Source organism: Sphingobium limneticum, from assembly GCF_008710155.1.
GTDB classification, from domain to species: Bacteria; Pseudomonadota; Alphaproteobacteria; order Sphingomonadales; family Sphingomonadaceae; genus Sphingobium; species Sphingobium limneticum.
Window position 1 is genome coordinate 165,560 of sequence record NZ_VYPZ01000001.1, and the last position, 22,831, is coordinate 188,390.

The following is a 22,831-nucleotide window of genomic DNA, read 5'->3' on the forward strand; positions in this document are numbered from 1 at the left end:
TCATCTCGACATGGCGAAGTGTCTCGATCGCGCTTGTCTGGCAGATTGCTTATATTTGACTGTAACAGATGTTTGGTATAAATCGGCTCTGCCAAAATGGGAGAGGCCCGATGTACAGCTATATTCCGCCGATCGACGATTATCGCTTTCTGCTGGGCGAAGTGCTGGGCTTCGATACGGCGATGGCGGACATAGGCAAGGATGTCGACGCGGATCTCGCGGCTGCGGTTCTGGAAGAGGCCGGACGCATGTGTGCCGATCGCCTGCACCCGATCAACCGCGAAGGGGACGAACAGGGTAGCCAGTTGGTGGATGGCGCGGTGCGCACGCCCCATGGCTTTGCCGAGGCCTGGCGTGATTTCGCGCAGGCCGGTTGGGCATCCCTCTCCGCAGACCCGGCCTATGGTGGTCAGGGGCTACCCTTCATCCTGCAACTCTGGTTCGACGAGATGATGGCCGCGACCAACCTGTCTTTCGGCCTGTTTCCCGGCCTGACGCGCGGCGCGTGCGAAGCGATCATGGCCCATGCCGACGGCGCGCTGAAAGCCACTTATCTGCCGCCCATGATCAGTGGCGAATGGACCGGCGCCATGGCCCTGACCGAGAGCGGGGCAGGCACGGACCTTGCCTTGCTCAAGACCAAGGCGGTGCCGTGTGGCGATGGTCGCTATGCCATCACTGGCCAGAAGATTTTTATCTCGTCGGGCGACCATGATTTCGGCGGCAATATCGTCCATCTCGTGCTGGCGCGCCTGCCTGATGCCCCGGCTGGTGTGAAGGGGATCAGCCTGTTTCTGGTGCCCAAATTCCTGCCTGATGATCAGGGCGCGTTTACCGTCCGCAACGCCATGTCGGTTGGGGCATTGGAAAAGAAGATGGGGATTCATGCCCAGCCAACCTGCGTCATGAACTATGACGAAGCGACCGGATGGCTGGTCGGAGCACCGAACAAGGGCCTGGCCGCCATGTTCACGATGATGAACGCGGAACGGTTGATGGTGGGTGTTCAGGGTCTTGGCATCGCCGGGGCCGCCTATATTCAGGCTGCGGGCTACGCCAAGGAACGGTTGCAGGGGCGCAGTGCCGATGGCACTCGCGGGCCGGTTGCGATCATCGACCATGCCGATGTCCGTCGCATGCTGCTCAACATTCGCGCCTTTGTGGAGGCCGGTCGTGCCTTGGGCGGCTGGACGGCACTGCAACTCGATCGCGCCCATCATCATCCCGATCCGGCGGAGCGTATCAGGGCGGATGCGCTGGTCGCGCTGCTCACACCGGTGGTGAAGGCCGCCTTCACGGACTTCGGCTTCGAAAGCGCGGTGCAGGCGCAGCAGGTCTTCGGCGGTCACGGCTATATTCGCGAATGGGGGATGGAACAATTTGTCCGCGACGCCCGGATCGCGCAGATTTATGAAGGCACCAACGGCGTGCAGGCCATGGATCTGGTCGGCCGCAAACTGTCCTTGGGGGACGGTGCCGTGGTCGAGGGCTTTTTCGATCTGGTCCAGGCGGATCTGGAAGCTGCCAAAGGCACTGTGATTGCTGACGCCAGCCTGACGGCGCTCGCCTTGCTGCGATCGACGACGACATCGCTACGGGGTGCGGGCGTGGATGCAGCGGGCGCGGCGGCGGTCGATTATCTCCGCTTCTTCGCGCTGGTGTCGATGGGTTGGATGTGGAGCCGCATGGCCGCTGCGGCGCAGGAAGACAGTCCGCTCCACCAATCCAAGCGTGCCGTCGCCACCTTCTTCGCCAACCGGATGCTACCGCAGGCGGATGGCCTTGCCGCCAGCATCGCGGCCGGCGAAGGGTCGATCATGGCGCTGGATGCCGACGCCTTCTGACGACATGGTCGCCGCGAACCGCATCGCATCTTCCCGTCTATGAGATTTGACCCGTTCGCATTTGAAAAACTCCGTCATGGCTGGGTCAGGCATGCGATCATGAGCCATGCTCATAGAAATAAAGAGCTCTGTCGGTAAAATTCCCAATATTACCCATTTTCCTATTTGTAAATCTGAACGAATATCGCTCAATGTAATATGAATATTCAAAATAATAAACTGCGCTTTCCTGTCGCATAGAATAACTATTGCACGAAATTCTCCATCTATTTCCTAGCCATGCGGGACCGCTCTCACTGGACAGCGGTCATCTATAAAGCAGAGGCGCCGTAACGACGGTCGTTCCTGTTTTCTGCAGGGGGAATGCAAATGGTCCGCATATATTGGCACAAGATTTCGGGCGCATCGCTGCTCGCGCTGGCCGTCGCTTCGCCGGCCTGGGCGCAGGAACAAAGCGCCGAACTGGCACCGCAAGCCGCGTCGGCGGGGGATGCGGACACGATCATCGTGACCGGTACGCGCAAGACCGGCCTGCGCGCGGCCGACAGCCCCGCGCCGATCGAGGTGATCGATGCAGGCGCGCTCCAACGTTCCGGCAAGCCTGACGTCATCAGCGGCCTCGTCGCCTCCGTCCCCTCCTTCACGTCGCAGGCGTTTGGCGGCGACATGGGCAATCTCAAACTGTCCGCCCGCCTGCGCGGCCTCAGCCCCAATCACGCGCTGATCCTGGTCAACGGCAAGCGTCGCCACGGCACCTCCAGCATCACGGTCAGTTCGACCGGCGGCTATGGCGGCGCGGCATCGGCGGATCTCAGCCTGATCCCGGCAGAATCGATCGATCATGTCGAAGTGCTGCTGGATGGCGCGGCGGCGCAATATGGTACGGACGCGATCGCCGGCGTGATCAACATCTTCCTCAAGAACGCGCATCAGGGCGGGTCGATCAGCGGTACGACCGGCGCCTATGGCAAGGGGGACGGGTTCACCTATGGCGGGGCCGCCAATATCGGTTTCGGCAACGACCGTGCCTTCATCAACCTGACGGCCGAAGCGCGCCATCATGGCTATAGCGACCGGGGCGGCCCCGACCGGCGTTTCTACACGGCAGGCAATCTCGCCAATCCGGCGCTGCCCTTGATCCCAGGCTATCCATACACGAACAAGATCTATGGCGATGCCAAATATGATCTGCTGCTGCTATCCTATAACGCCGAGGCACAGTTGGGCGATGTCGCGACGGCTTATTCCTTCGGCAGCTATGGCTATCGCGACGGGGATTCCCGCCAGCAATATCGTTTCCCCAGTATAGCGCCCAGCCTCTGGCCACAGGGCTTTACCCCATCCATCGTCGCCAAGGAAAAAGACTGGTCCTTCACCGGTGGCCTGCGCGGCGATGTGGGCGACTGGAGCTGGGATCTGGCGAGTACATGGGGCCGCAACCAGATCGATATCTATGTATTGAACTCGGCCAATCCCTCGCTGATCGCTGATACCGGCACCAGCCCACGGGATTTCTACAACGGTACCTTCACTGCGACGCAGTGGACCAATAATCTGGATATCCGCCGCAGCTTCGACATCGGTCTGGCGGCCCCGGTCACCTTTGCCATCGGCGGCGAATATCGGCGCGATATTTATGAAATCGAACCGGGTGACGAGGCATCTCGCTACAAGGCAGGGGTACAGGCATTCCCAGGTTTCAATGTCACCGATGCGGGCCGTCATAGCCGCCATAATATCGCGGGCTATGTCGATTTCGCCGTCTCGCCTGTCGAGCGATTGCAACTCGACCTGGCTGGCCGGTATGAGGACTATAGCGACTTCGGCGACGCGTTGATCGGCAAATTCACGGGCCGCTATGATTTCTCGGATGGCTTTGCCCTGCGTGGTACGGTCAGCACCGGCTTCCGCGCCCCGACCCTGCTGGAACAATATTATTCGGCCACGGTGGTTAGCCCGACGACGGCGTCCGTCCGCCTGCCCCCGGACAAGGCGGCGGCCAAGCTGCTCGGCATCGAACCGTTGAAGGCGGAGCGGTCGACCAATCTCAGCCTCGGCGCGGTCTTCCGCCCGGCGCCCGCCTTGCAGGTCACGCTCGACGCCTATCAGATCCGCATCAGGGACCGGATCGTGGCGACCGGGTCGATCTACGGCCTGCGCAACCGGGTTTTGCTGTCGCAAGCGGTGACGGACGCGATCATCGCCAACGGCAATGTCCTGGGCACGGATTCGCTGACATCGACCGCCATCACCACCGCCGTCAATGGCGCCACCACCCGCACGCGTGGGCTGGAACTGGTGGCCAACTACAGCAGCAATCTGGGCGATCTGGGCACGGCAGACTGGAGCCTTGGCCTCAACTATAACAAGACCAAGGTGCAAAAGATCGCAGCGCCCTCCACCATCGTCGCGGCGTCGGGCCAGACCTATCTCGACCTCAACGCCATTTCCTTCCTGGAAACCGCAGCGCCCCGCTTCAAGGCGAATTTCGGTGTGTTGTGGAAGGTCGACAAATGGTCCTTCAACCTGCGCGAGACGCTTTATGGCAAGTCGTCCGTCCTCATCGATGGCGGATCGACCGGCGATTATCGTCGTAACAGCATAGGAACCAAAGGCATCACCGATCTGGAGATAGGCTATAATGTCACGCCGACTTTCACCATTGCGGTCGGCGCGAACAATCTGTTCGACGTCTATCCGGACAAGATCGATCCGGTGACCTACGCGGCGCAGATCGCCAGTGGCAGTCCGGCGGTGCCCGAAACCCTGTCGCATGGCGCATTTGGTATCAACGGCGGCTATTATTATGCGCGGGCCCGCCTGAACTTCTGACGATGCAACGGGGGGAACGCAGCCGATGATGAATGAAAGCAGTCGCCGGACCCTCCTGGCCAGCCTTGCGGCGCTGGGCGGCGCGGGTCTGGTCGCGGGCTGCGCTTCCCCCGGCAAAAGCCTTGTCGGCGGCACGCTGGCCGGCCGCCGACGCTATGATCCGCTCGATCCCTTTCCGGTCATCCGGGCACAGGCTGATCGTATCTTTCGCGTCACCACCTGTCTGCGCCCGTTCCGTGCCGCCGGGCCGCGCCTCGACACGGAACGGGTGGGCGACCATCTGGTCGTCCACAATTATGGCCATGGCGGCAGCGGCTGGTCCCTTTCCTGGGGATCGAGCAGCATCGCGGTCCAAAAGGCGCTGTCGGGTGGCGATCGCGACATCGGCGTGATCGGTGCCGGTGCGCTGGGCATGACCTCTGCGCTGTTGGCGCAGCGCGCGGGCGCCCGCGTCACCATCTACGCGCGCGATCGGCCACCCCATGTCCGCTCGTCGCGCGCGACCGGCACCTGGTCGCCGGCATCGCGCGTCGCGTTGGAACAGGGGTTGCCTGTCGATTTTGCCGGCCGGTGGGAGGATATGTGCCGCACATCCTTCAGCCATTTCCAATCCTATCTCGGCCTGGCCGGGACACCGGTGGAATGGACCGACCGCTATGCCCTGTCCGATATTCCTTTCCACGAAGCGCATGCGTTGCGGGACCGGGCCGGCAGTCCGGGCTTCGTCGACTATCATGACCGGGTGCGCGATCTTACACCCGCTCCGGTCGATCTGCCGGCCGGCACGCACCCCTTTCCCACGCCCTTCGTCCGCCGATCCGAATCTTTGCAATTCAACATTGCCAGCCTATCGGATCGTCTGACGAACGAGTTTCTGGCCGCTGGCGGCCGCTTCGAGCAGGCGGAATTCCACGCGCCTTACGATCTTGCCCGCCTCCCGCAAAAGACGCTGATCAATGCGACCGGCTATGGCGCCCGCGCTCTATGGCGGGATGAGAGCATCGTCCCGGTCCGGGGCCAGCTGGCCTGGCTTATCCCGCAACCCGAACTGCAATTCGGCATCAGCTATCGCGACGTCGGCCTTCTGTCGCGGCGCGATGGCATCATCGTCCAGTCGAGCGGGGTCAACGACTTTGCCGGCTATAACGACCCCAATGAACAGCCCGATCGCGCGGAGGCCGAGGCCGCCGTGCGGGTCATTGCGGCGTTGATGGACCGTATCGTCGCGCCGGGGCGGACGGCCGCCTGACAGGTCTGTCTGCCGGGGCTTCGCGGCCATAGGGAGATATGATAGCGCGGCGTGGATGACAAAGCGCAGCCCAGCACATGGATTACCCGACGAAGGGTCGGGCCGTCGCCGCCAGATATTGGAGATTGCCGCCCAGCTCTTTGCCAGAAAGGGGTACCGCGGAACCTCCATGCGCGACATTGGCGAACAGGCCGGTGTGCTGGGTGGCTCGCTCTATCATCATATCAAGTCGAAAGAGGCGCTGTTCGTCGAGCTGCATGACAGCGCGCTTGATGCCGCGGAGGAGCGGGTAGCGGTCGCAGTGGCCACACAGCAAGATCCCTGGGCGCGATTGCAGGCCGCTTGCACGACCTTGCTCGACATTCAACTCGCGCCGGACTCGCTGACCATGCCGATGATGAATGACTTCCGGGAGGTGCCCGGTCCGGTGCGTGAACAGCTTGTCGCGCGCCGCGACCGGTTCGAAAATCTGTTCCGGGGTCTGGTAGATGCGCTTGCCCTGCCGCCAAATCTGGATCGGTCGATCTATCGGAACCTGCTATTGTCGCAACTGAACACCGTGGCCGACTGGTATGGTCCGGGGCGCCTTTCGCCGGCCGATATCGCGGCCCAAATCGTCGCGATCTTCCGGCACGATAATGATTGAACCTGGATAGGCGGACGACCGCGTTCCACGCCGGTCGGCATGGGCTATGGTACATGGCGCCGATCTCTGCTTCATTGGCGCGTCTGACCCAATGGAGGCAATCCGTTGAACGCGCCCAGAATACTCTCGACCACCGGTTCGGAAGCCTATGGCTATCCGTTGCTGATTCGCCATTTGCTCGTCAATGTCGCCGACCAAAGCGACGCGGAGATTGTCAGCGGCGACCTGCGGTTCAGCTACCGCGACTTTGTCGATCGGGTGACGCGGCTGGCTGGCCTGCTGGCGGCGCGCGGGGTGCGTGCGGGCGATACCGTCGCGGTGATGGACTGGGACAGCCACCGCTATCTGGAATGTTATTTCGCCATCCCGATGATGGGTGCCATTCTTCAGACGGTCAACGTCCGCTTGTCCCCCGCGCAAATCGACTTCACCTTGCGTCAATCGGGTGCAGCCTTCCTTCTGCATCATGCCGACTTCACGCATTTGTGCGACCAATTATTGCCGGGGCTGCCGCAGATCGGCGGCGTGATCGTCATGGAAGGGGCGGCGGACGAGGACGGATATGAGGCCCTGATCGCCGCAACTTCGCCCGATTTTGCCTTCGCCGATTTTGACGAAAATGCTATCGCTACCACCTTCCACACCACCGGCACCACCGGCGATCCTAAGCAGGTCTTCTTCAGCCATCGTCAGCTCGTTCTTCACGCCATCACGCTGGCGGCGACGCTGGCCAACCAGCCGGACGGGCAGGGGTTGCGCCGCACCAACGTTTATATGCCGATGACGCCCATGTTCCATGTCCACGCATGGGGCATGCCCTATGCAGCGACGATGCTGGGCGTGAAGCAGGTCTATCCCGGCCGTTATGACCCTGCGACTCTGCTCGCGCTCAAGCAGCGCGAAGATGTCGACTTTTCCCATTGCGTACCGACCATCCTGCGCATGCTGCTGGATGCAGCGCGCGGGGAAAGGCTGGCGCCCTGGACCTTTGTAATCGGCGGCGCTCCCCTGCCTCTCGCGCTGGCGCAGGAAGCGGCTGCCGCGGGCATCACCACGCTGGTCGGTTATGGCATGTCGGAAACCGGACCGATCATCACATTGGCGCGCAGCGCGCCGGAAGATATTGCCGGCCGCTGCCGTGCCGGCTTCCCCGCTCTGCTGGTACAGGCGCGGATCGACACGGCCCATGGCGGCGAACTGTTGTTGCGCGCGCCTTGGCTGACGCAGGGCTATGCGACGCAGGCGGACAGCGATGCGTTATGGGCTGGTGGGTGGATGCATACCGGAGATGTGGGTGCGGTCGATCCGGACGGCGCGCTGCGCATCGTGGACAGGCTGAAGGATATCATCAAAACCGGGGGAGAATGGGTTTCTTCGGTCGATCTTGAAGATTTGCTCGTCGCCCAGCCCGGCATCGCCGAAGCGGCCGTTATCGGCATCCCGGACACCAAATGGGGTGAACGGCCGGCGGCCTTTCTGGTCGCCAGTCAGGGAGCCCAGCCGCCCGATCCGGATCAGCTATGCGCCGCTCTGGAACACCATGTCACATCGGGGCGGATCAGCCGCTATGCCATCCCCGAACGGCTGCTCATGGTCGACGCATTGCCGCGTACGAGTGTCGGCAAGATCGACAAGAAGGCGCTGCGCCTGCTTCTGGCCGAATGAGGTGATGGCAGGCTGAATCGACGGCGCACGTCCGGTCGATGGGCCGATACCCGTTCCTTTGGCGCTCGCAAAGTCTTTGGCTCTGCGGCGACAGCCAGAAACGATGAAAATCGACCGTCACCGATTTTCAGTATTTGATCTTTTTCTGCAAATAAGACAAAAAATATCCATGCAGAAAAATGGCTCCGGCGAAAATCCGACTTACCTGTCCAACTCGCTGTCGCGCTGGATCCTGGTGCTGATCTTCATCGGGGCAGGCATCGCTTTGGGATTATTGGCCAATCGCCTGCCGGACCGGGTCCCGGACGATGCGCCCGCAACCGCTTTTTCCGCACAACGGGCGATGCGCGATGTCCATGCCATCGCCGCCCGGCCGCACCCGACCGGATCACCGGAGATTGAGGAAACGCGCCGCTATCTGATGGCGCGGATGACCGCTCTGGGGCTCGATCCGCAGATGCGAACCCAGGATGCCGTTTCCGCCCGTCGCTACACGAAGGAAATCGCCCCCGCCGGTCGTATGCGCAATATCGTGGGCGTCTATCGTGGAACTGCCCCTGCATTACCGGCCATATTGGTCATGGCTCATTATGACACGGCGCCCCTCTCGCCCGGTGCGGGAGATGATACGTCCGGCGTCGCCGCCGCGCTGGAGATCGCCCGCGCGCTCAGGGCGGCCGGGCCGCTGCGCCGCTCGGTCGTCTTTCTCTTTACCGATGGAGAGGAAGCCGGCCTGATCGGCGCTTCCGCCTTCTTCGCCGCCGATCCCTTGCGCCACGGGATCGGACTGGTCCTCAACCTGGAGGCGCGGGGCGACAGTGGCAAGGCGCTGATGTTCCAAACCAGCACCGGAAATGCTCGGCTGATCGACACCTATAGCCGCACCATAAAGTCACCTGCCGCAGACTCGCTCATGGCGACCATTTACAAACGCATGCCCAACGACACCGACCTGACGGTGGCGCTGGACAAGGGGCTGGCCGGCATGAACTTCGCCTTTGTCGGGCATCAGGTCGCCTATCACACGGCGCTCTCGACCCCGGACCGGCTGAATGTCGCCAGTCTTCAGCATATGGGCGACCAGCTGTTGCCCCTGGTGCGCAGCTTCGGTGAAGCCGACAGCCTCGATCAACAGAATGACGATTCTATCTTTACCGACCTCTTCGGCCTCTTCCTGATCGTCTATCCGCCTTGGGTGGGCTGGCTGCTGGCCTTCATCGCGGCCGGTGCGACCTTCAGCATGACCGGCATCGCCCTTGTCCGTCGCCGTATCGGCTGGCGCAACATGTTGGCTGGGGCAGGCGGATTGCTTGCGATATTGCTCGGCATCGCGACTCTGTTGATGCTGGCGATCCGCCTGGCCGCCCTGATCGTGCGCGATGTCTCGTCCCCCTATGCGCTGATCGGCCAGTTCGACTGGCTGCTGCCGGCTACGCTGCTGCTCGGCCTTGGCACGGGGGCGCTGCTGCTGGGAACCGCGGTCAGAGGGCAGCCAAAACCTGTGGCGCTGTTTCTGCTGGTCGCCGGTCTGGCCGCCGCGCTGCTGGGCACTTTCAGCGCGATCCCGCTGGCCCTCGCCATCGTGGCGGCCTTGCTGCTCTGGGCCGCCATGGGGCGCCCTCAGCCACTGGCAGGGTGGTTCGCTGGCGCGATGACCCTTATCGCCCTGCTGGCGTTGGTCATGCAGATATTGCTGCCCAACGGTGCGCATATGCTGGTCTGGCCGCTGCTCCTGTTGGCCGCGCCCCTGGCTCTGCTGCTCTTCGCTCCGGAGCGGGCTGCGCGCCCGGTGGGGCTGGCCATCCTGACCCTGCCCGCCTTGTTGATCGCCGGGCTGACGGCACGATCGGGCTATGACTTTTTTCTGATGATGGGCGCCTCGCTACCGGCGGTCGCGACGCCCTTCCTTCTGCTTACGCTGCTGGCGCTCGCGCCCTTGCTCTGGTCCCTGCGTCGTCTCCAGACCGTCGGCATGATCATTTGCGCTCTGGGCCTTGGCCTCTTCATCGCAGCCGCGATTTTCGCGCGTACGCCGACCGCCGACAATCCGGACATGGTGGAGGCCTTCTATATTGCCGATCTCGACAAGGGGCGCGGGGACTGGGTCAGCGCGAAGTTGGACCGAGCCGGTTGGGTGCATCGCGCTCTGACGCAGGATGGCGGCACCGCGAAGAAGGGGTCGATCGCTCCGATCTCGAAGGAGGATCATTGGATCGCCCCAGCCAAAACTGCGACATTCAACCGGCCGCAATTGCTCCTGACGGCCGGCGGCGCGGGCAATGCCTATCGTCTTACGCTTCAGGCCGCCAATCGGAACGGTGGTCGCTTCATGCGGCTCTATCTCAAACCTTCGGTCGAACTGCGCAACATCCGCATCATGGATCAGGTTGCACCCGGCACGTTGAAGGCGGGAGACTGGACGCCCGTTACCTTTCACGCCAGTGGTGCCGACACCGTCCGCCTGACCATGGATGCGGCCGGCAAGGGCCGGGTAGAGGTGCAAATGATCGAACTGGTCGATCAATGGCCACGGGGCAGCAAGGTCATTCCCCTGCCGCCCCACAGCATCGCTTATCGTCGGTCCGGCAACAGCCTGATTATGGCCCGCACCACGCTCGCGTGGTGAGAGCGGATCAGGCAGCCTGTCGGTTGGCTGCTGCGATGGTCCGTTCGGCCATCTCGTCCGCCACCCATGCCGCCGAACGGCCCTCGCGTCGGGCCAGATCCAATATTTCGCCCACTCGCGGCCCGATCTGATCGACGCGCGCCGCCACGCTCGCCCGATCCTCGCCCAGATATTCGGCCGATACGCTGATGATGCCACCTGCATTGACGACATAGTCGGGCGCGTAGGCGATACCCCGTTCCAGCATCAGATCGGCCACCTCAGGCCTCGCCAATTGGTTGTTCGCTGCGCCACAGACCAGCCTGGCCTTCATCCCGGCCACGCTCTGCGCCGTCAGCGCGCCGCCCAGCGCGCAAGGCGCGAACACGTCTGCCTCCACCGCCATGATCTCCTCCACATCCACGACCGTGGCATTCAGCACAGCGCCCAGTGCATTACGGCGGCGCGGGTCGATATCGGCGATGATCAATCGCGCACCGGCATCGGCCAATTGCCGGCACAGGCTGGCCCCGACATTGCCGGTACCCTGCACCGCGACGGTCAGGTCGGATAATTCGGCGCCCAGCGTCAATCGTGCGGCAGTCCGCATGGATTCAAACACGCCCAGTGCCGTCCATGGCGATGGATCGCCACCCGCCTGATCGCCCATGATCTCCAGCCCGGCGACATGGCGCGTCATGGTGGAAACTTCGCGCATGTCGGCCACGCTGGTGCCGACATCTTCCGCCGTGACATAAAGGCCGTCCAGTTCTGCGACGGCGCGGCCGAAGGCGCGGAACAGGGCGGCACGATCGAACGTACCGCTGGGCCGGCGCAGCACCGCCTTGGCGCCGCCGAAGGGCAGGCCGGCCAGCGCATTTTTGTAACTCATGCCTTCGGCCAGTCGGCAGGCATCGTCGAATGCGGCTTCCAGGTCGGGATAATCCCAAAAGCGGCATCCGCCTGCGCCGGGCCCCAATTCCGTGGAGTGGATCGCGATCACGCCGTCCAGGCCGCTTTCGGGATCGAGCAACCGCACCGATTGCATAGGCGGGTTCTGGCGGGCGAGACGGGAAACCATGATCTTCTCCTTGGGAATGTCCATTTCTTATCGTCGCTCGATGGAGAAGAATCTTGCCTGATTTTTCGCTTATTTCGCATGAAATGAGAATGATCTATTCTCAAATATGCGTTATATAGGATAATATGATCGAACTCGACAATTTCGAGCGGAAGATTCTCCGCGAGTTGCAACGCGACGCCAGCCAGACCACGGCAGAGATTGCGGAGAAGGTTGGATTGACGCCATCGCCTTGCTGGCGCCGCATCGACCGCCTGGAACGGGAGGGTTTGATCCGCAAGCGGGTGGCATTGATTGACCGGCGCAAGGTGGGCCTCAATGCGCAAGTCTTTGCACAGGTGAAACTCAACGCCCATGGCCGCGCCAATCTGGATGAATTCAGCGCTGCCATCCGCGGCTTTCCCGAAGTGCTGGAGGCCTATGTGCTGATGGGGACGATGGATTTCATGCTGCGCATCGTCGCGAAGGATATCGAGGCTTATGAGCGCTTCTTCTTCGAGCGACTGAGCAAATTATCCGGCGTTCAGGAAATCAACTCGACCGTGGCCCTGTCGGAAATCAAGGCGACCAATGAACTGCCGATCTGAAAAGATGGCGGCGGTCATTGCGCCGCCGCCATAGAATGTCATTTCCAGGTCGCGCCCAAAAGTCGGCGGAAATTGCCGCCCAGCACTGCCCGGATATTATCGTTCGAATAATTGCGCCGCACCATTTCCTCGACCAGATTATATATTTTCAACGGATCGTCGAACCCATCCGTGTCGATCTTTTCGCGGAATGCATAGCTGCCTTTATAGCCGGCCTTCAGCTTGGCATAGGCGGTCGGCTCCATGTCGTCATAACCATAGATATCGGCGTCCGACCCTATTCCGACCTTGTCGATGCCGATCAGCTTGGCGACATGATCGACCTGATCCACCAGATTGGCGATCGTCGTGGGCTCCTGCGCGGTCAGGAAGTTGCGCACGCCGGTAATGCCCATCACGCCGCCCTTGGCGCCTAGCGCCTTGATGGCCTCGTCGGTCTTGGTGCGCGGATGATTGTTGAGCGCGCGGCAATTGCTGTGCGTGATCGCGATTGGCCCGCTGGCCATGGCGATGGCATCCAGCGTGGTCTTGTCGCCGCAATGGGATACATCGACCAGCATGCCGATCTTGTTCATTTCCGCGACGATCGCGACGCCATAGTCGGACAGGCCGCCGTCGATCCTGTCGGTGCAGCCCGACCCGATCCGGTTCTGACTGTTATAGGTCAGCTGCGACACGCGCTGGCCCAACTGATAGAAGGTTTTCACGTCCTCGATCGCGTCGAAATGGTCGCTATTCTGCAGCCCCATGATCACTGCCATCCGGCCATCTGTTTTGGCGCGATCTAGGTCGCTACCCAATCCCACGCCCTGAAACAGATGCGGGTTGCGCGCGACGAACCCGGTCCATGCCAGTAGCCATTGCAACGTTTCTGCCTTTGCATCCGGCCCGCCGATGCCGATGCTGTTATGGAAGGCTGTGATGCCGCTCTTGCGGAAATCGGCCGCCCAAGCCTCGCTTACCGGTTCGGCATAGACTTGTGGACGGAAATCCAGGGTCAGCGGCCCCAGCATGTCGATAATGAGCGATTCCTTCACCAGATCGGTCACGCGTTTGGAATAGCGACGCTGCGAAGCGGCATGCGCTTGATACAGGCCGCCATTGATCATCGGAAAGGCAAACGCCGTTGCCGTGATGGCGCCGGTCATCGCCTGTCGCCGCGAAACACCCTTTTTGTTGTCCATGTCTCACTCCCTCTTCTTCCGGATTGGAAAAGAGTTTGCCGAGAAGGATTGGTCCTGTATAGAGAAATAATATCTAAAACGAGAATATCAGAGGGATTGGGCATGCTGCATTGCGACCAAGACGGCCGGCGTCGATGGAAATGGGCTTTGGGATGCGGGGCCGCCATTTTTTTGATGGCCCCGACCGTCCCCTCCGCGCTGGCAAAATCTGTCGCGACGACTGCCTCTGCCTCGATCGACCGGGGTAAGCTGGCTGTCCTGCCCGATTTCATCGACGGCATCCTGGCGCAACAGATTGCGCAGCGCGAAGTGGCCGGTGCGGTGGTCACGATCGTCCATCGCGGCAAAGTGGTAATGACGCGCGGCTATGGCTTTGCCGATGTGGACAAGGGCCTTGCCGTCGATGGCCAGCATACTCTGTTTCGCCCGGGATCGGTGTCGAAGCTCTTCACCTGGGTCGCGCTGATGCAGCAGGTGGAGGCCGGCAAGGTCGATCTGGATGCCGACGTAAACCATTATCTCGATTATGAAATTCCGCCATTTCAAGACAAGCCGATCCGGGTTCGTGACCTGTTTGCTCATGCCGTAGGTATGAGCGATCTTTCCTATGCGGAAGGAGAATGGGAGAAGGAAGAAACCTATCAATCCTTCCTCAAGACCCACATTCCGCAACGCCTCTGGGCGCCGGGCGGCGAGATTTCCTACTCCAACTATGGCGCGTCGCTCGCTGGCTATATTGTCGAGCGCGTGTCGGGGGAGGCCTTCCCGGACTATGTCGAACGCCATATCTTCCAGCCGCTCGGGATGATGGCCACCACCTTTCGCGAACCGCTGACAGGGGAAAAGGCGGCGCATATGGCGCTGGGCTATGCGTTGGTCGATGGCCGATTTACGCCAAAACCCTATGAGCGTTATGACAAGATCATGCCGGCCGGCTCGGCAGCATCGACCGCCCCGGATATGGCGCGTTTCATGCTGGCCATGCTCGGCAACGGTGCCTTCAATGGCGCACGCATATTGAAGCCGGATTCGGTGCATTTTCTGGAAAGCAATTCGATCGCCAATGCACCGGGTTTGCCGGGCATGGCGCATGGCTTCATGGTCGCGCGCGAAGCTGGGCCAAGGCTGGTCGGTCATGGTGGCAACACCATGGACTTCCACAGCTATTTGCTGCTCGCGCCTGAAGCGGAATTCGGTTTCTTCGTGTCAATGACTGGTGGGCAGGGTAGCTATGGCGCTCGCACGGAACTGAGCGATGCAGTCATCGGCCGTCTCTTCCCCCAAGCGCCGGCAGCCCGCTGGACGCAGGCGGGTGCCAAGCCGCCGGTCGGAGCCTATCGCGTCAATCGCCGCGATTACAACAAGCCGGCCGATCCGGCGGGCGACCTGAAGGTGTCCATTCAGGGCGAGCATGGCTTGCTGGTCGAAGGGCAGGGGCGCAAAAGCTATTGGGAGCAGATCGGGCCGGCGCTCTATGAGCAGGTGACCGGTGCACGGATCGGTGGTCCCTATGACAGGTTGCTGTTTTACGGCGCGCCGGGCGATCCGCGCATGTCCTTCGGCGCGCAACCACATGTCACCTATCATCTGGTGTCTCCTTCCAGGAAATGACCGACCCACGTGCCGCCGATCAAATCCGATCGGCGGCATTAATTTTCTGATATGACAATTTTATCTCATTTAGGATTGAACTGTCCTTATATTAATGTTCTTATCCTCCTTAGTTGAATCGGAGGAAGCAGTTTCGTCAGGCGGAAAATAAGCGAAGTCTAAGCGGACGGCCTTGGCGATCTGCGCCCTTCGATGGGTGCAAAGGGGTATGAGCATGAAGTCCAACCATTTGTTGTGGCTTGCGGGCACCGCGTTGGCGGGGATCGCAGGCATGTCACCCGCCATGGCGCAGCAGCCGGCGGAACAAGCCGCAGAATCCGAAATCATCGTCACCGGGTCACGCATCCAACGGCAAGGTTTCGATGCGCCCACGCCCACTACGGTTTTGGGGGTGGAACAATTGCAGCAGGGCGACCGGCCCAGCCTTGCCCAGGCCCTGAACGACATTCCGCAATTCCGGCCCACCGCCACCCCGGAAACCACCACCGGCAACACCACGGCTGCTGCGTCGCCTGCCGACTTGCGCGGCCTGACCGCCGTGCGCACACTCACCTTGCTCAACGGCCATCGCTTTACCGGCAGCGCCGATCTCAACAGCGTCCCGCAAAATCTGATCAAGCGGGTCGATGTCGTGACCGGCGGTGCGTCGGCCGCCTGGGGGTCCGGTGCGGTCGCCGGGGTGGTCAACGTCATCCTCGACGATGAACTGACCGGCTGGAAGATGGGCGCCAACACCGGCATATCCTCGCGCGGCGACGGCTATCGCTTCGGCGGCGACATCGCCTGGGGCACGAACTTCGCGGGCGATCGCGGCCACATCATGGTCGGCGGCGAATATCTCAAGAGCAAGGGCGCCTTCGACCGTGAGGCTCGGCCGAACCTGAATGCCGGCCTGTTCCAGCGCGCCGATGGTCAACACGTCCTGACGCCAGACGTCAACTATACCATCCTCAATCGCGGCGGTTCGATCCTCAGCACTTCTGCGGTGCCCTATAATCTCGTCTTCAATCCGGACGGATCGGTCGGCCCACTTCCCTTGGGTAGCGAAACCTTCGGCCAGCAGACGGTCGGGGGCGGTGGTCAGAGCATCTATGATTATCTCTCGGTCAGTACGCCCTATGAGCGGACCAATCTCTTCGCTCGCGTCAGTTACGACCTTACCGACAATCTGAAGATCTGGGCCGAAGGCAGCTATAACCGCATGGCCGGCGACTTCAGCTTTTTCCCGGAAACGCCGATTTCGGTGATCCAGCAGGATAATGCCTTCCTGACCGCGACGGCCAGGTCGCAACTGGCAGCAGCCGGCGTCACCGGTCCGTTCATCCTGGGCCGCATTCTGGACGATGTCGGACCGGACGGTATGTTGCGGTTCAACTATGCGCGCCGCAATCTGGAAGGGGCGATTGGTCTGGACGGCAGCTTCGGCGATGGCTGGAGCTACAAGGTCTATTATGACCATGGCGAATTGCGGAACCGCCAGACGCTGGGCAACCAACGCATCGCTGCTCGCTTCAACAGGGCGATCGACGCGGTGCTGGTCAATGGCAGCCCTGTCTGTCGCGTCAATGCGGACGCCAGCACCACCAATAATGATGCGGCCTGTGTGCCGATCGACATATTGGGCAATGGCAAGATCAGCGAGGCGGGCCGCGCCTATGCCTTTGGCGACGCGTCCTCCACCAGCACAACCAAGCTGGACGCGGCGGGTTTCAGCATCAGCGGTCAGCCCTTCGCGACCTGGGCCGGGCCGGTCGATATCGCGGTGGGCGGTGATTTCCGCTGGGAAGAATTCGTCACCAACTCGGTCGATGCCTTGTCGGCAGCACGCGCCTTTGCCACGCTGAATTATGCACCCACCAATGGTGGTTTCAATGTGAAGGAATTCTTCGCCGAGGTCGCCGTGCCGCTGCTCGATGTGGCGGATACGGCCAAGCTGGAAATCAATGGCGCCGCTCGCTATTCCGACTACAGCACCAGCGGCGGCATCTGGTCATGGAAGACCGGCGGCACGCTACGACTGGTCAACGACCTGTTGCTGCGGGCGGTCTATTCGCGTGACATCCGATCGCCCAGCATCAACGAATATTATCTGGGCCGGGCCACCAACATCGGCAATATGCAGGATCCGTTCCGCAACAATTCGGTGGCACTCAATGTGTTCAGCTACACCGGCGGCAACACGGCGCTGGACCCGGAAGTGTCGCACACATTGACGCTGGGCGGCTCTTATTCGCCGCGCTTCGTGCCAGGGCTGCGCTTGTCGCTCGATTTCTACAAGATCAAGATCGACGGGGTGATCGTCACACTGGCGCCGCAGGATGTGCTCAATCTCTGCGCTGCGCAGAACCCCAGCGACAATCTGTGCGGCGGCCTGATCGAGCGCGATGCCAATGGCGGCCTCGTCTCGGTGCTGCGGACCTATCGTAACCTGGCCCAATACAAGACCAAGGGCCTGGATATTGAAGCCGCCTATCAGGTGCCGGTGGGGGCAGGGCGCGTCACCGTCCGTTCGCTGGCAACGCATGTCATGGAATTGCTGATCGACGACGGCGTCACCACGACCGATCGGGCCGGCATCGTCGGCGGCGACACGCTCTTTTCCACGCCCAAATGGCGCGTCACGACCTCTGTTGGTTATGACGACCAGCATTTCGGTGCAGATCTGCGCGTTCGTCATGTCAGCGGCGGCCAATATACCTATGTTCCCGGTCCCAACCGTCAGTTGCCGCTCAATAATGACATTAGCGGCCGTACCTATGTCGACCTCGCCGTCCGCTTCAAGGTCGGGGCCTTCACTCTCTATGGCAACGTCAACAATCTGTTCGATCGTGACCCGCCGATGTCGCAATATACCAATGCGAATTACGATGTGATCGGCCGCTATTTCTCCGGCGGCGTGAAGTTGAACTTCTGATCGCCAGGCGGCGACCCGGACGGCGGCATGCCCCTTGCCTGTCGTCGTCCGGCCTATGGGATGAGAGGATCTGACGATGTGTCTTGCACATCCATCTTTTCGAACAGGTGATCCGCAGATCGCGGGTGCGACCATGACGGGACAATCTGCCAAACGGATAAACAGGGAAGGGCGCAGCATCATGCGATGGATGAAATATCTGGCTGCCGGCGCGTTGGCGCTGGCCGGCGGCGTTACCGTGGCGCAACAGGCACCGGTCGATGCGCCTTCGCTGCTGCCACAGTCGGCCGCCAAATCCGGCGGGGCATTGCCACTGCCGTCCGCCGTCGACGGACAGCATGCACTGACCAAACAGGATGCTGACGCCTGGCTCGACGGCTTCCTGCCCTATGCGCTGGCACGGGGCGATGTTGCCGGCGCAGTCGTCGTGATCGTCAAGGATGGGCAGGTGCTGACCCAGCGCGGTTTCGGCTATGCCGACGTCGCCGCACGCAAGCCGGTCGATCCGGCCACCACGCTTTTCCGTCCCGGTTCGGTGTCGAAACTCTACACCTGGACCGCCGTGATGCAACAGGTGGAGGCGGGCAAGCTGAACCTAGACGCCGACGTGAATCGATATCTGGACTTCAAGATCCCACCTTTTGAAGGCAAGCCGATCACGCTGCGCAACATCATGACGCATACTGCCGGGTTCGAGGAAGCGGGCCGCGACCTGATCGGCAAGAGCGACAATATCCCGACATTGGAAGCCGCGCTGAAGCGCTGGACGCCGCATCGCGTCTATGCGCCCGGATCGACCCCGGCCTATTCCAACTATGCCACCGCGCTTGCCGGCTATATCGTACAGCGGGTCAGCGGCATGCCGTTCGACGATTATATCGAGCGTAATATCTTCCAGCGGCTCGGCATGAAATATGCCAGCTTCCGCCAGCCGCTCCCCGCTGCGCTCCAGCCGCATATGGCCACCGGCTATCAGCTGGGATCGGGCGAGGGCAAGCCGTTCGAAATCGTATCGGTCGCGCCGGCTGGCAGTTCCTCGATCAGCGGCGCCGACATGGCCAAGTTCATGATCGCGCACCTCAACAATGGCGGACCTTTGCTGAAGCCCGAAACGGCCAAGCTGATGCATTCGCCCGCCAATGAGCCGTTGCCCGGCCTCAATCACATGATGCTCGGCTTTTATGAGGAGAAGATCAACGGCCTCAGCGCCATCGCCCATGGCGGCGACACACGCTGGTTCCATTCCGATCTGACGCTCTTTCCGAGCAAGAATGTCGGCATCTATATCTCGCTGAACAGCATGGGGAAGGAAGGCGCGGTCAGCCCGATCCGCAACACATTCTTCAAGCAGTTCGCCGACCGTTATTTCCCCGCGCCCCATCCTGCACCCAAGGAGCTGGCGAGCGCCAAGGCCCATGCGGCACAGGTGGCGGGCACCTATGCGTCTAGCCGCGCACCGGTCGAGAATTGGGCGGCGATGATGGGCTTCCTCAGCCAGATGGAGGTCGGCACGGACAAGGATGGCAAGCTTTCGGTGCCTGCCTTCAAGACCATCGGCGGCGCGCCGCGCAAATGGGTCGAGGTTGCGCCCTATGTCTGGCAGTCGACCGAAGATGGCGACCAGTTTGCGGCCCGCGTCGAAAATGGCAAGGTCACGCGTGTCTTCTACGGACCGGTGGCGCCGATCATGGTCTGGGATCCCGTGCCCTGGTACAAGGACACCGCCTGGTTGAAGCCGCTGGCGATCGCGGCGCTCGCCATCCTTGCCCTGACCGCGCTCGCCTGGCCCGCAGGCGCCATCAACCGCAAGCGTTATGGCGCGAAACTGGACTTGGTAGGGCGTGATCTGACGCTGCATCGCGTCGTCCCGGCCTGCGCCTGGGCTGTGCTGGCGCTGTTAGGCAGTTGGGTAGCGGTGGTGACCATAGCAAGCGACTATGTCACCTCGGCCGGCCTGATCTGGTTCAACCAGATTGTGGGGCTGCTGCTCTTCTTCGGCTTCGTCGGTCTGGCGGGCTGGGCCGCATATTTGGCCTTCAGGACCAAGCGGGGTTGGTTCGGCAAATTGTGGAGCGTGCTGCTGCTGGCCGCCACCATCGTCATGCTCTGGGTGGCACTCGCCTTCCACCTCATCAGCTTCGGCGCCAACTGGTAACAAGGAAGGCGCCGGGGGCACGCCCCGGCGCCTTGCGCGCTTCCGACAATCCACTGCTTTCGCTCGCCCCTCTGGGCGGGTCCGGGCGACTTGCGCCCGATCGATCCAGGAGTTTTCATCTTGACCACCGCTCTGACCCTCGACGTGAAGGCCCAACGGCTCGACTTCAAGGCGCCATTTCGCATTTCAGGCTATGTCTTCGAAGGACTGGACTGCGTGGTGGCAACCCTGTCGGACGGCACCCATAGCGGGCGCGGCGAAGGGGATGGCGTCTATTATCTGGACGACCGTCAGCCGCACATGCTGGCCGAGCTTGAGCGGACCCGCGCCGCAATCGAGGCCGGACCGACACGGGAGGAATTGCGCTCCATCCTGCCCGCTGGAGGCGCGCGCAATGCGGTCGATGCAGCCCTTTGGGAACTGGAGGCGAAGCGGAGCGGCAAACCGGTCTGGGAGTTGGCCGGACTGGAAGCACCAAAGCCGGTCGTCACCACCTTCACGCTTGGCGCCGATGATCCGGCGAAGATGGCGCAGGCGGCTGTCGTCTTCGGCCCGGTCCGCGCGATCAAGGTCAAACTGACCGGCGACCTGGATCTCGACATTGCCCGCGTCGCCGCAATCCGCGCCGCGCGGCCCGATGTGTGGCTCGGCGTAGACGCCAATCAGGGTTTCGCGATCAACGAGTTGGACAGTCTGGTGGCGGCGATGCTGACCGCCAAAGTCTCCCTGATCGAACAGCCGCTCGCGCGGGGGCGGGAGGCCGATCTGGACGGCTATCGTTCGCCCATCCCGCTGGCGGCGGACGAAAGCGCGTTGACGTTGGAGGATGTGCCGGGGCTGGTCGGCCGGTTCGATGTGGTGAATATCAAGCTCGACAAATGCGGCGGCCTGACTGAGGGGCTGCTGATTGCGCAGGCCGCGAAGGCCGCCGGGCTGGGCGTCATGGTGGGCAATATGGGCGGCTCCACGCTCAGCATGGCGCCCAGCTTTCTGCTGGGGCAACTTTGCGACATCTGCGATCTGGACGGCCCGATCTTCCTGAGCGCCGACCACGATCCTGCGATCCGCTACGAAGATGGCATGGCCTGGTGCGACGAGCGCATGTGGGGCCGGGAAAGCCCGGACGCGGTATGACCGTCCGCGGGATATTCGACCAGTGAATGGCGTGCGGGCAGAGCGTAGCTGGTTCGGCCAGCCACCGGGGCTGACCATCTTGTTCCTCACCAACATGTGGGAGCAATTTTCCTATTTCGGCATGCGGGCGCTGCTCGTCTATTATATGACCCGGCAGTTGATGCTGGGGCAGGGGCAGGCGTCCTTCGTCTATGGTGCCTATACCGCTTGCGCTTATTTCACGCCGATCGTCGGCGGGGTGGTCGCGGACCGATGGCTGGGCAAGCGTCGCGCTGTCACGATCGGCGCGTCCATCATGGCAGCAGGGCACTTCATGATGGCGTTCGAACCGCTTTTTTACGTTGCGCTCGCCACCATCGCATTGGGCAACGGGCTGTTCCTGCCCAGCCTGCCGAGCCAGATCAACGATCTCTACGCACCGGGTGATCCGCGGCGCGGCTGGGCCTATAATGTCTATTATGTCGGCATCAATATCGGCGGTTTCCTGGCGCCTTTGATCTGCGGCACGCTGGGCGAGGTCTATGGCTGGCATTATGGTTTCGGTGCAGCCGGGATCGGCATGTTCGCGGGGCTGACCATCTATCTGTTGGGGCACAGGCATTTGCCTGTCGAGCACACCGCATCCGCTATCGTCGATGATGGGCGGGCATCGCCGCCAGCGAATAATCGCCAGCTCTGGCTGGTGCTGGCGGCGGTAGGCCTGTGCGTCACCATCTTTCGTGGCGCCTATGAGCAAGTGGGCAATACGGTGGCGCTCTGGGCGGGCAGTGGCGTGGATCGCGGCCTTGGCAGCGTCACCATCCCCATGACCTGGTTTCAGTCGCTCAATCCGCTCCTCGTCATGCTGCTGACCCCACCCTTGCTGGCGCTTTGGCAGCGGCGGGCGAATGCGGGACGCGACACAGCGCCAGCACGCCGCATGGCGCAAGGCGCGCTGCTGGTCGGACTTGCCTATGTCCTGCTCGCGCTGGTCGCATGGCAGGCGGGGGAGGGGCAAGCGGGCTGGTTGTGGCTGGCGCTTTTCTTTCTGATCTTCACGATCGGCGAACTCTTCATCCTCCCATCGGGTCTGGGCCTGTTCGCGCGCCTCGCTCCACCGCGCCTGGGCGCGACGACGGTGGCGGCCTGGTATCTCACCATTTTCGCCGGCAGCCTGAGCGCCGGGCTGGTGGGCACGCTGTGGAGCCATATGACGCATGGCAGCTATTTTGCACTGCTGGCGATGCTTGCCGCCTTGGCTGCCGTACTTCTCCGGCTACTCGACCCGGCCATTCGTCGCATCGACCGTAATAACAATGACAAATAGGTTGATTATTCTCCAATT

14 protein-coding genes are annotated in these 22,831 nt (G+C 61.9%); 12 read left to right on the forward strand and 2 right to left on the reverse strand.

Translation table 11 applies throughout. The features are described 5' to 3' along the window. The first annotated feature begins 110 nt into the window (after positions 1–110). The 6 genes from F4U94_RS00710 (at position 111) to F4U94_RS00735 (ending at position 10,862) form a co-directional block, all read left to right on the forward strand. Entirely contained in the window at positions 111–1,844 is a 1,734-nt protein-coding gene (locus F4U94_RS00710; RefSeq protein ID WP_120253202.1) for an acyl-CoA dehydrogenase family protein, read from the forward strand. Positions 1,845–2,213: 369 nt separating this feature from the next. Beyond that, entirely contained in the window at positions 2,214–4,676 is a 2,463-nt protein-coding gene (locus tag F4U94_RS00715) for a TonB-dependent receptor plug domain-containing protein (RefSeq protein WP_120253201.1), read from the forward strand. 25 nt (positions 4,677–4,701) lie between these two features. Next, positions 4,702–5,925, forward strand: coding sequence for an FAD-dependent oxidoreductase (locus F4U94_RS00720; protein ID WP_232016308.1), 1,224 nt, complete (start codon positions 4,702–4,704; stop codon positions 5,923–5,925). Between the two features lie 55 nt (positions 5,926–5,980). Further along, positions 5,981–6,571 (forward strand): TetR/AcrR family transcriptional regulator, encoded by a 591-nt coding sequence (locus F4U94_RS00725; protein ID WP_120253200.1) that lies wholly within the window; start codon positions 5,981–5,983, stop codon positions 6,569–6,571. A 105-nt stretch (positions 6,572–6,676) separates the two neighbouring features. Continuing rightward, positions 6,677–8,236 carry a long-chain-fatty-acid--CoA ligase gene (locus tag F4U94_RS00730; protein ID WP_232016305.1) on the forward strand — a complete coding sequence of 520 codons (1,560 nt, stop codon included), beginning with the start codon at positions 6,677–6,679 and terminating at the stop codon, positions 8,234–8,236. Between the two features lie 169 nt (positions 8,237–8,405). Beyond that, positions 8,406–10,862 carry a M20/M25/M40 family metallo-hydrolase gene (locus tag F4U94_RS00735; RefSeq protein ID WP_161600353.1) on the forward strand — a complete coding sequence of 819 codons (2,457 nt, stop codon included), beginning with the start codon at positions 8,406–8,408 and terminating at the stop codon, positions 10,860–10,862. 7 nt (positions 10,863–10,869) lie between these two features. On the opposite strand, the gene F4U94_RS00740 is transcribed toward F4U94_RS00735, so the two are convergent. After that, on the reverse strand, positions 10,870–11,922 hold the full coding sequence (locus F4U94_RS00740) for a Leu/Phe/Val dehydrogenase (protein WP_120253590.1): 1,053 nt from the start codon (positions 11,920–11,922) through the stop codon (positions 10,870–10,872). A gap of 125 nt (positions 11,923–12,047) precedes the next feature. Here F4U94_RS00740 and F4U94_RS00745 point away from each other — a divergent pair, with 125 nt between their 5' ends. Next, a complete protein-coding gene (locus F4U94_RS00745) occupies positions 12,048–12,509 on the forward strand; it encodes an Lrp/AsnC family transcriptional regulator (protein ID WP_120253198.1) in 462 nt (153 codons plus the stop codon). A gap of 38 nt (positions 12,510–12,547) precedes the next feature. Here the strand turns inward: F4U94_RS00745 and F4U94_RS00750 are convergent, their stop codons facing one another. Further along, positions 12,548–13,693 (reverse strand): dipeptidase, encoded by a 1,146-nt coding sequence (locus F4U94_RS00750; RefSeq protein WP_120253197.1) that lies wholly within the window; start codon positions 13,691–13,693, stop codon positions 12,548–12,550. Positions 13,694–13,867: 174 nt separating this feature from the next. Between F4U94_RS00750 and F4U94_RS00755 the strand changes: the two genes are divergently transcribed. The 5 genes from F4U94_RS00755 (at position 13,868) to F4U94_RS00775 (ending at position 22,813) form a co-directional block, all read left to right on the forward strand. Further along, positions 13,868–15,304, forward strand: a complete 1,437-nt coding sequence (locus F4U94_RS00755; RefSeq protein WP_161600352.1) for a serine hydrolase domain-containing protein — start codon at positions 13,868–13,870, stop codon at positions 15,302–15,304. Positions 15,305–15,518: 214 nt separating this feature from the next. Further along, positions 15,519–18,218: a TonB-dependent receptor plug domain-containing protein gene (locus F4U94_RS00760; RefSeq protein WP_161600351.1), complete on the forward strand. Its 2,700-nt coding sequence runs from the start codon at positions 15,519–15,521 to the stop codon at positions 18,216–18,218. 181 nt (positions 18,219–18,399) lie between these two features. Beyond that, positions 18,400–20,373 carry a serine hydrolase domain-containing protein gene (locus F4U94_RS00765; RefSeq protein WP_120253195.1) on the forward strand — a complete coding sequence of 658 codons (1,974 nt, stop codon included), beginning with the start codon at positions 18,400–18,402 and terminating at the stop codon, positions 20,371–20,373. 120 nt (positions 20,374–20,493) lie between these two features. After that, positions 20,494–21,507 (forward strand): dipeptide epimerase, encoded by a 1,014-nt coding sequence (locus F4U94_RS00770; protein WP_150411810.1) that lies wholly within the window; start codon positions 20,494–20,496, stop codon positions 21,505–21,507. Positions 21,508–21,538: 31 nt separating this feature from the next. Beyond that, positions 21,539–22,813, forward strand: a complete 1,275-nt coding sequence (locus F4U94_RS00775) for a peptide MFS transporter (RefSeq protein WP_246171462.1) — start codon at positions 21,539–21,541, stop codon at positions 22,811–22,813. Positions 22,814–22,831: the final 18 nt, after the last annotated feature.